The sequence below is a fragment of the Piscirickettsia litoralis genome, assembly GCF_001720395.1.
GTDB classification, from domain to species: Bacteria; Pseudomonadota; Gammaproteobacteria; order Piscirickettsiales; family Piscirickettsiaceae; genus Piscirickettsia; species Piscirickettsia litoralis.
This window is the reverse complement of sequence record NZ_MDTU01000016.1, coordinates 1-2,224: the sequence shown is the minus strand read 5'-3', so window position 1 is coordinate 2,224 and position 2,224 is coordinate 1. Positions and strand designations below refer to the sequence as shown.

Genomic DNA, 2,224 nt, shown 5'->3' with positions numbered 1-2,224 from the left:
TAATGTAGCGAAGCTTCTTTCGTTTTTCATCTCCTTTTTGCTCTCTTTGCTTTACCTTCTTTCGCAAGCAGTTTTAGAGCAACCTTTAAATCATCATCCTCGAGCCTTTTATCATCTTCTACTGGTTTTAAACGATGTAATAGCAGTCCTCGATCTTCTTTATCTGCCAAGGCAAGATATTCAAGGACATCACCATATTCATAAGAATCCTCTAAAAAAGTTTTATTTGCATATTTATTTAGTAATTCCGACGAATCATCTCCGGCATTTAAGAAATTAGATGTTGCCTGTATTACCAGTTCTCGAGTTTTCTCTACACCAAATTTATTATAGAACTTATACAATAACTCACGCTTATCTTTATTATTAATAATTTTATTAATGATATGTATGCTTGGCTTCTTAATTCTACCTTTTTTCGAATGTAGTTTTCTCTACCTCTTCATAATTTTCTCCCAGATAGAGATCTTTAAGCATATTTATATACTTCTCATCATTCTTCCCATCTTCTGTAGTCAAAACTATTTCATTTAGCCTATTCCTCCAACTCGTGTTAGAGGAACGTCTGTCTATTATGGCTGGATTCTGTATAGATAAAAAGTAATCTCTGAGCAAATCAATTGAACTATATTTTTCAGCTGAACTATCTTTTTTAGCCATTTTTTTACACCTTAACATCTCTAAAACTAATTAAAATTTCAGCATTAAATTCGAATTTATGCTACTAACATAGAACCAGCTAAAATAATATTATAAGGCTTAACACCTTGCTTTTTAAAAACCTAGATACGTAATCGCATTTTGAATTTTATACCTTGCTATATAAGCTCTATTACCCGGAAGCGTCGCTACCTCGGTAGGTATTTTGCACTTCCATGGTGCAAAATCGCCTCGCAAAACGCGACGACTATAATGCCTCGGCCGTCCCCGTCACGAGACGCTCCGTGCCTTAATTCGGCACACTCCGCATCTCGCTCTCAGATGACTCTACGGCTCGTATAGATTTTTAGACACTCGTTCCGCCGACTCCGGACCTAAAGGCCCTACGTCACTCCGCTCTGCTAAAAATCCGAGCCTACCTCGGAATACTCACCCCGCGCTTGGCGCTCCCTGGCTCGCATCGTAGGCTTTTCATGATTATCTATCAAGCCCTGAAGTAAGACCTGGTTCACGAGGAGGATTTTGGTTATGCTTTGCAAATAGCAGTGCTGCAACATCATATTCAGCCTTTACAGGCTTGTCTTGTTTAGAAATAAATAAATTCTCATTTTTATCTTTTACTCTTTGAAAAACTTCTTTGAGTGCAGGTGATTCAGGCTCAATAAATTTGGCAAGATTTATGTCTTTATCTCCTTTTTCTTTCACATGTTCCACCGCAGCCTCTAATGTCTTCTCATAAGCATGAGAATCTTCTTCGAGCTTTCCATCACTTAACTTTTTATGCATAGTAAACCCACAAAGCTGTTCCCCATCAGGCAACCCTGCAAGTAGAATTGCCAAAGTTTTTTCGAGCAACATCTGCATTAAAATTACTAGTTTTAAGCTTAATACCACTTGGATTTAAGTCGAATTTAAGGCTTTCGTTTACTTTTACAGAGCAATTCTCACTGCTGTTAGGATCTGGAAATGTAATATTTTCACTTTTTAAGTCTTTAAATTCAGAGAATTTATTAAGCTTCTCAACAATGATTTCTCTACTATTTCCCCAGTTTAATCTCTGGTTAGTATTAACAGTCTTGCTCTCAGGGTTTTGTTTATCAAGTGCTTCACTTTCAGGTCTAAATTTTCCAAACGTAGCACCTATCTCTGCATCATTTTTATCAATAATACTATTTATAAATTTTTTTACCTTCCCCTTCAAATCTGAGTTGTCTAACTTATCTCCATCCACTTCAATAATATAGTTTATTAGCTCCACTAATTTTGGCTTATCTCTAATATGCTCTACATTCTTTTCATTAAGAAGATCCATTTTCTTAAGAAAAAATAGTGCATTTTGTGCATCGCTTGGCCGTGAAATCAGGTCTTTAAAACTCCTCCAACTATCAGGCCAGTTATATTTATTGCCTAGAAACTCAACAAATTCTTTAGCCTCATTTTTCTGTTCATCACTTAACTTCATCTGCTACCCTTCACTCTTTCAATGTATAACCAATACATCATCTTTTACTTAATAAGTAAGAAGTTAACAAACGTAGAAGTACTGTAATTTACAGGCTAGTTT

General features: G+C 35.9%; 4 protein-coding genes. All 4 read right to left on the bottom strand.

The features are described 5' to 3' along the window. Positions 1 to 26: 26 nt before the first annotated feature. Positions 27 to 344, bottom strand: coding sequence for a hypothetical protein (locus BGC07_RS19115; RefSeq protein ID WP_069314641.1), 318 nt, complete (start codon positions 342 to 344; stop codon positions 27 to 29). 64 nt (positions 345 to 408) lie between these two features. Beyond that, positions 409 to 660 (bottom strand): hypothetical protein, encoded by a 252-nt coding sequence (locus BGC07_RS19110; protein WP_069314640.1) that lies wholly within the window; start codon positions 658 to 660, stop codon positions 409 to 411. A 477-nt stretch (positions 661 to 1,137) separates the two neighbouring features. Continuing rightward, positions 1,138 to 1,446 carry a hypothetical protein gene (locus tag BGC07_RS19105; protein ID WP_069314639.1) on the bottom strand — a complete coding sequence of 103 codons (309 nt, stop codon included), beginning with the start codon at positions 1,444 to 1,446 and terminating at the stop codon, positions 1,138 to 1,140. A 25-nt stretch (positions 1,447 to 1,471) separates the two neighbouring features. Further along, entirely contained in the window at positions 1,472 to 2,122 is a 651-nt protein-coding gene (locus BGC07_RS19100) for a hypothetical protein (RefSeq protein ID WP_069314638.1), read from the bottom strand. Positions 2,123 to 2,224 lie beyond the last annotated feature (102 nt).

What these genes read in the sequence shown, in the direction of transcription:
- BGC07_RS19100 (WP_069314638.1), bottom strand. Translation starts at nt 2,122, where the DNA reads ATGAAGTTAAGTGATGAACAGAAAAATGAGGCTAAAGAATTTGTTGAG.
- BGC07_RS19105 (WP_069314639.1), bottom strand. Translation starts at nt 1,446, where the DNA reads ATGCATAAAAAGTTAAGTGATGGAAAGCTCGAAGAAGATTCTCATGCT.
- BGC07_RS19110 (WP_069314640.1), bottom strand. Translation starts at nt 660, where the DNA reads ATGGCTAAAAAAGATAGTTCAGCTGAAAAATATAGTTCAATTGATTTG.